Raw genomic sequence first — 6,718 nt, forward strand, 5'->3', positions numbered from 1 at the left:
GCTCCTCCTCGCTCAACACGGAGCCGGCCGCGTCGCTCAGCGCGATCAGGGCGCTGGTCATGTCGTCGCCGGGGGCGGCCCGCTTCTCGCGGACGAGCTCGGTCATCAGCCGCTGGACCGCCTGCTGGTTGCGGCGGACCTCCTCCGCCGGCGCCCCGGTGCGGAACTGGTCGCTGATCGCCTGGTGCAGGGCCTCCTGGGCCAGGTCGCGGATGCCCAGCATGCCGCAGATGACCCTGATGGGCAGCGGGTGGGTGAACGCCGCCCGCAGGTCCACCGGTTCGCCGGGCGGCGCGCTCGCCATGGTGTCCAGCAGCGCTCGGGTGATGTCGGTGATCACAGGCCGCAGCGCCTCGACGCGCTGCGGCGTGAACGCCTTCGCCACCATGGAGCGCAGCCGGGTGTGCTCCTCGCCATAGGCGGTGGTCATGTTGTGGAAGGACACCCACGGTGCCAGCGGCCAGTCCGGGTCGATCTCGCCGGCCGCCCACGCGGGCCAGTGCCGCCGGGCGTCCTTGGAGACCCGGGGGTCCTTCATGACCCGCCTGGCGACATCGTGCCGGGTCACGGCCCACGCCCGGACGCCGCCGGGCAGTTCCACCGGGGTCACGGCGCCCCGCCGGCGGAGCCGGGACGCCTCGCCGTGGACGTCCCGGCCGGTGGGGTCGAGGGCGAAGGTGCCGGGATCTGTTCGCATCGTCGCGCTCCTCTGCCGTCCCTCGTCCCGCTTACCGGTCCTGCCCGAACAGGGTCCGGGCGAAGTACTGGGTGTCGAAGTACTCCCGCATGCTCACGATCTTTCCGTCGCGGACCGTGAACTGCGCGCTGATGTCGATCTCGTACGGGGTGCCGTGCACGGTCGCCGAGCGGGTGACGCACTCGACCGACGCCCGGTCGCCGTCGACGAGGACGCGCGAGACCTCCACCGAGTAGGCGGCCTCCGGGTCGAACAGCGCCCCCATGGGAGCGAAGAACTTCTGGACGATCTCGTCCAGGCCGCTGAAGGTTCCGGCCAGCGGGTGGCTGCCGGGTATGCGGTACACGGCGTCGGCCGCGATGAGCTCGGGGATCGCCTGCGCGTCACGGGTGCGCAGGGCCTGGAGGTAGCGGTTGACGACGGTGCGTGTGTCGGGCGGGGTCATGTCTGCTCCCTGATCGTGTCCGGTGGTCGCGGTCGCACTGGGGGTGCGGGGCTCAACCGCCCAGCAACTGGGGGGTGAGGGCCCGCTGGAAGGGGGCGAAGAGCACGGACTGCGGTGCGCGGCGGATGTACGCGTCGCGAACGGCGCACAGCACCGGGCTCTCCAGCTGCTCGAATCCGGCGAACTTGCGGGAGACCTCGACCATGAACCGGGTACGTTCCCGGCGCGTGTTCTCGTAGGCCCGCAGCGCCGCGACCGGGTCGCTGTGCGCGGCCAGACACTGGGCCAGCACCACGGCGTCCTCGATGGCCGTGCTCCCGCCCTGGCCGAGGCTCGGCAGCATCGGGTGCGCCGCGTCACCCAGCAGGGTCACCGGGCCGTCGCCCCACTGCTCCAGGAAGGGCCGGTCCAGCGCCGGCACGGCGACGATGTCCTCGATGGGCGTCGTGCGCACGGCATGGCGGACCTCGTCGGCCCAGTCGGCGTACGCGCGGACGATCTGGTCCTTGTCGCCGTTCCAGGCGCGGGCCGCGTGGGCCGGCATGTTCATCGTGCCCCACCAGTAGGCGCGGCCGTGGCCCACGTCGTGGATGCCGAACCGCTTGCCGACCCCCCAGTAGTGGGCGTTGAATCCCTTGGTCATGCGCGGGTGTTCGTAGGGCGCCACGGCCAGCCAGCACAGGAAGCCGCCGTAGCGCGGCCGGCCGTCGCCCGTGCGCCGGCGCCGCACGACGGAATTGATGCCGTCGGCGCCGATCAGGATGTCACCGGTGGCCTCGCGGCCGTCCTCGAAGCGCACCCGCACCCCGTCGGAGGTGGTCTCGTACCCGGTGGCCACGGCGCCCGTCTCGACGGGCTGGTCGCCGAGGGCCTCCAGCAGGGCCGCGTGGAGGTCGCCCCGGTACATGGCCACGCTCGGCGCGCCGAGCCGGTCGCCCGCGGACTCGATCGGCAGCGACCGGAGGGTCCGTCCCCGGCCGGTCAGGATCTCGGTGTGCAGGATGGTCTGCCCGCGTGCCTCCAGGCCGAGGTCGATGCCCAGCACGCGCAGGGCGGACACCGCGTTGCTCAGGACCGATATGCCGAATCCGGCGGGCCGCAGCTCGCTCGCGCGCTCGTAGACCTCCACCTCGACGCCCACGCGCCGCAGGGCGACGGCGGTCGCGAGCCCGCCGATGCCGGCTCCGACGACGATCGCCCGGGTACGGGTGTGCAGGGGCATGGCTCAGTGTCCTTTCGAGGTGGAACGGGTGGGGGAGGACGGCACGGTGACCGCGTCGGTCAGCTCCGCGATGGCCTGGGCCACGTCCGCCACGTACGGCTCTTCCATGATCGTGAGGTGGTCGCCCGGGACGGGCACGACGTGCACCGCGCCGGTGGTCACCTCGCGCCATCCGTTGGCCGGGTCGGTGTACCGGGTGCCGGCGGCGCCGTGCATCGACCGCAGGACCTCCGGCAGCGGCTCGCTCGCCCGCAGCAGGACGATGTCCTGGTCGGCGAGGCCCGGCCGGTGGTCCACGGTCGCACGCCAGTTGGCGGCGTACACCCGGAACAGCCTGCGGACCAGGGCGTCGGCGCCGTCGGCGGGCAGGACGCCCTCACGGGCGGCCAGGTCGGCGATGAACGAGAACTTCTCGTCCAGCGTGGTGAGCTCCTCCGGGACGACGGCCACCGGCGACGACCCCCCGCGGTGCAGCCACAGCAGTTCCCAGAAGAACCAGCCCAGCAACGCCTCGTCGGAGTAGGCGCCGCGCCGCGCGCCGGGGCCGACCGCGACCGTGTCCAGCAGGACGACCCGCGCTGTCTCCTCGCCGGCCGCCCGCAGCTGCCGGGCCATCTCGAAGGCGACGAAACCGCCGAAGGACCAGCCGCCGATCAGGTACGGGCCCTGCGGCTGGACGCGGCGCATGGCCGCGATGTACGAGGCGGCGATCTCGGGCAGGGTCCGGAGCGGCTCGGTGCCGGGCTCCGCGCCGGCCGCCTGGAAGGCGTACAGCGGCTGGCCGTCGGGCAGATGCCGGCTGAGCGGCAGGTAGCACAGGACGTTGCCGCCCATGGGGTGGGCCAGGAACAGTGGCCGCCGGTCGCCGCCCGTGCGGATCGGCACCAGCGGGTCGAAGGCCGCGGCCGCGTGGCCGGAACGCAGCAGCCCGGCGAGCGCGGCCACCGTCGGCGCGGCGATGAACCGGGAGAGCGGGATCGTGACGTCGTACCGCTGCTCGATGAGCACGACCAGCCGCATCACGGTGATCGAGGTGGCGCCGCACGCGAAGATGTCGTCGTGGATCCCGACGGGCCCGGTGCCCAGCAGGTCGGCGAGCATCTCCACCAGCACCCGCTCGTAGGCGTCCCGGGGCGGTGTGCCGCCGCGGGAACCGGTCCGGGACAGTGGCAGGGCGCGCAGCGCCCGGTCGTCCCGCTTGCCGGAGGGCGTCAGCGGCAGCGCGGGCAGCCACTCCCAGTGGGTGGGGACCATGAAGTCCGGCAGCACCGCGCGGAGTTCGGTGCGCAGCAGTCGGGTGTCGGTGCGGTCGGCGTCGCCGACGAGGAAGGCGACCAGGGTGGTCTGCCCGCCCGTGTCCTTCCGGGCCACCACCGCGGCCTCCCGGACGTGCGCCTCGGGGTGGCGTGCCGCCAGCTCCGTCAGGGCGAGCTCCGCCTCGGCGGGCTCGACGCGGTAGCCGCGGACCTTCACCTGGGTGTCCGCGCGGCCCGCGTAGTGCAGGGCCCCGTCGGGCAGGACCAGGGCGAGGTCGCCGGTCCGGTAGAGCCTCCGCTCCCCCGAGGGGGTGGCCGGCCGCACGAACCGCTCGGCGGTCAGCGCCGGATCGCCGAGGTAGCCGTCGGCGAGCACCGCGCCGCCCAGGTACAGCTCGCCCTTGACGCCGACCGGCACCGGGTTCCCCCGCCCGTCCAGGAGGTGCACCTCGGCGCCGTCGACGGGGGTGCCGATCGGGGCGAGCAACGGGAAGGAGGCCGGGTCGCCGGTCATGGTGTGGCGGGTGACGACGTGCGACTCGGTCGGCCCGTACTGGTTCTCCAGGACCGCCCCCGGTAGCGAGGTCAGGAGCGCGCGGATCTCGTCGGTCACCCGCAGCTGCTCGCCCGAGGAGACGATGATCCTGAGCCGCCGCGGGACGATACCGAGTGCGGCGGACGCCTCGGCCAGCTGTTGCAGCGCGACGTACGGCAGGAAGACCCGCTCGACCTCCTCCCGGTCGAGCAGCCGCAGCAGCGCGGCCATGTCGCGCCGCTCGTCCTCGGTGACCAGGCGCAGGGTGCCACCGGAGCAGAGCGTGGAGTAGATCTCCTGGAAGGAGACGTCGAAGCTGAGCGGCGCGTACTGGGCCGTCTTCCCGCCGGGCGCCGCCGAGGCGGCGCGGATCTGCCAGCCGACGAGGCCGGCCAGTGAGCGGTGCGGCATCGCCACGCCCTTGGGCCGGCCGGTGGAGCCGGAGGTGAACAGGACGTAGACACCACCGGCCGGATCGATCGCCGCCGGCAGGTCCCGTCCCGCGGTCCGGGCGTCCTCGGGGCCCAGCAGCGACTCGGCGGGCAGCAGGAGGCCGGGATCCGGCACGAGCCCCGCGTCCGCCTGCCGGGCGATGACCCGGACGGGACGGGCCTCCTCCACCATGGCGGCGAGCCGCGCCGCCGGATAGGCGGGGTCCAGGGGCACGCACGCGGCACCGGCCTTGGCGATGCCGAGGACGGCGGCGATCGTCTCCCGCGAGCGGCCCGTGGCGAGGCCGACCCGGTCCCCGGGCCGGGTGCCGAGGGAGAGCAGCCTCCGGGCCACCCGCTCGGCCGTCTCCCGCAGCTCGCGGTAGGTCCATTCACCGTCACCGGCGGAGACGGCCACGGCGCCGGGCGTGCGGTCGGCCTGCCGGTCGAAGAGGCTCACCACGTCCTGCGTGGCCGCCGGGCCGGACGACGCGCGCGGCGGAGTCGCGAGGAAGGCGAAGTCCGGAGCCTCCTCGGGCCGGGTGACGATCCGGCGCAGCACCGCGGTGAAGGTACGGGCGAACAGCTCGGCCTGGGAGGCCGTGATGCCCTGGCCGCCACCGTCGACACGCAGCCCCATGCGGCCGTCGACCGGGTCGGTGAAAGCGTTGACGAGCAGCTGGAAATCGGTCTCCTCCCGCGTCGTGAAGGACTCCAGCCGCAGACCGGGCAGGCCCAGCACCTGCGCCAGGACGTGGAAGTGCACGTAGTTGAACGCCGTGTGCAGCACCGGGCCGCCGTGGTCCTCCTGGATGGCGCTCAGCGGGTATCGCCGGTGGGTATGGGCCTCGCGCTCCTGCCGGAACACCTCCCGCACCACGTCCAGCCAGCTGCCCGGCGCACCGGCCCGGGCATCGCCCACCCGGACGGGAAGCGTGTTGAGGAACAGGCCGGCCATGCGCTCGGCGTCCTCGCGCTCGGGACGTCCGTGGGTGACGAGCCCGGTGGTGAACTCGTCGAGCCCGGAGAACAGTCGCAGGGTCAGGCAGTGCGCGGCTAGCAGGACGGACTTCACCGGCAGGGCGTGCCGCCGCGCCAGACCCCGAACCCCCTCCGCGAGATCGTCGGGGAAGACGGCGTGGTGCACCACATGGCCGTCCCCGCGCGGCGGTTCGGCCGGTGCGAAGCCGTCCAGGCGCAGCACCTCGGCGCCCTCCAGCGTGCGCCGCCAGTGCTCCCGCGCCACCGGGTCGGCCTGTGCCGCCCGCTCCTCGCGCACATGGTGGGCGGGGCCCGGCGGCGGTGCGTCCGGGACGGGACCGATGGCGGCCCCCAGGGCGTGCTGGTAGTCCTGGAGGAGTTCGCGCAGCAGGTTGGCGACGCTGCCGCCGTCGAGCAGGGCGTGATGGAAGCTGAACACCAGCTCCACCGCCCCGTCGCACACGTGGGCGCGGAAGAGGTAGAGGGGGGCCCGCTCGAAGTCGTAGCGGTGGAAGCGCCGTTCCTCCACGTGCGCGCCGATCGCCGCCTCGACGGCCTCCGGCGCGCTGCCACGCAGGTCGACGACGTCCAGACCGCCCGGCGCGCTCGCGTGCACGATCTGCAGCGGCTCGGAGAAGCCGCCGAGGTCGAACGAGGAGCGCAGGGCGGGGTGGCGGGCGGTGAGCCGGTCGAAGGCGTGCCGGAACCGCTCCTCGTCCCACACCATCGCCAGGCGGTAGCGGAAGACGTCGTGGTAGACGGCGGAGTGCTCCTCGCGGCGGCTGTGATAGACGAGTCCGATCTGCAACCGGGTCATGGGAAACGCGTCCACGGCGCCCTCCAGCCGCCCGCGGTCCACGTCGGGGACCAGGGCGAAGGGCGGCAGCGCGGAGTCGTCGTCCGCCGGTGCCGGTGCGGACGTCCGCGCCACGTGCGCCGCGAGCTCGGCCACGGTCGGGTGGCGCATGAGGTCGTCCAGGGTGAAGCGCAGTCCCCACCGCTCCGCCAGCGCGCGGACCCGCAGCATCAGCAGGGAGTCGCCCCCGAGGGCGTAGTAGTTGTCGTGCGCGCCGACCCGCTCCACGCCCAGGACCTCGGCCCAGACGGCGGCGAGCGCCTTCTCCTCGGCGGTGCGCGGCGCGGCGCCCGGC

Annotated in this window: 3 protein-coding genes and 1 pseudogene; all 4 read right to left on the reverse strand. The window is 73.9% G+C overall.

Features of this window, described 5'->3' with window-relative positions; genetic code table 11:
• Positions 1–697 (reverse strand): annotated as a pseudogene (locus AB0K09_RS27565) (cytochrome P450); the annotation flags it as partial.
• Positions 698–728: 31 nt separating this feature from the next.
• Complete coding sequence (locus tag AB0K09_RS27570) at positions 729–1,142, reverse strand: nuclear transport factor 2 family protein (RefSeq protein ID WP_366068119.1); 414 nt, start codon at positions 1,140–1,142, stop codon at positions 729–731.
• A 52-nt stretch (positions 1,143–1,194) separates the two neighbouring features.
• Positions 1,195–2,364, reverse strand: coding sequence for an FAD-dependent monooxygenase (locus AB0K09_RS27575; protein ID WP_366068120.1), 1,170 nt, complete (start codon positions 2,362–2,364; stop codon positions 1,195–1,197).
• 3 nt (positions 2,365–2,367) lie between these two features.
• Positions 2,368–6,718, reverse strand: a 4,351-nt coding sequence (locus AB0K09_RS27580) for an amino acid adenylation domain-containing protein (RefSeq protein ID WP_366068121.1), incomplete at its 5' end; no start/stop codon positions are given.

This window comes from Streptomyces sp. NPDC049577, assembly GCF_040675635.1.
Classification (GTDB): Bacteria; Actinomycetota; Actinomycetes; order Streptomycetales; family Streptomycetaceae; genus Streptomyces.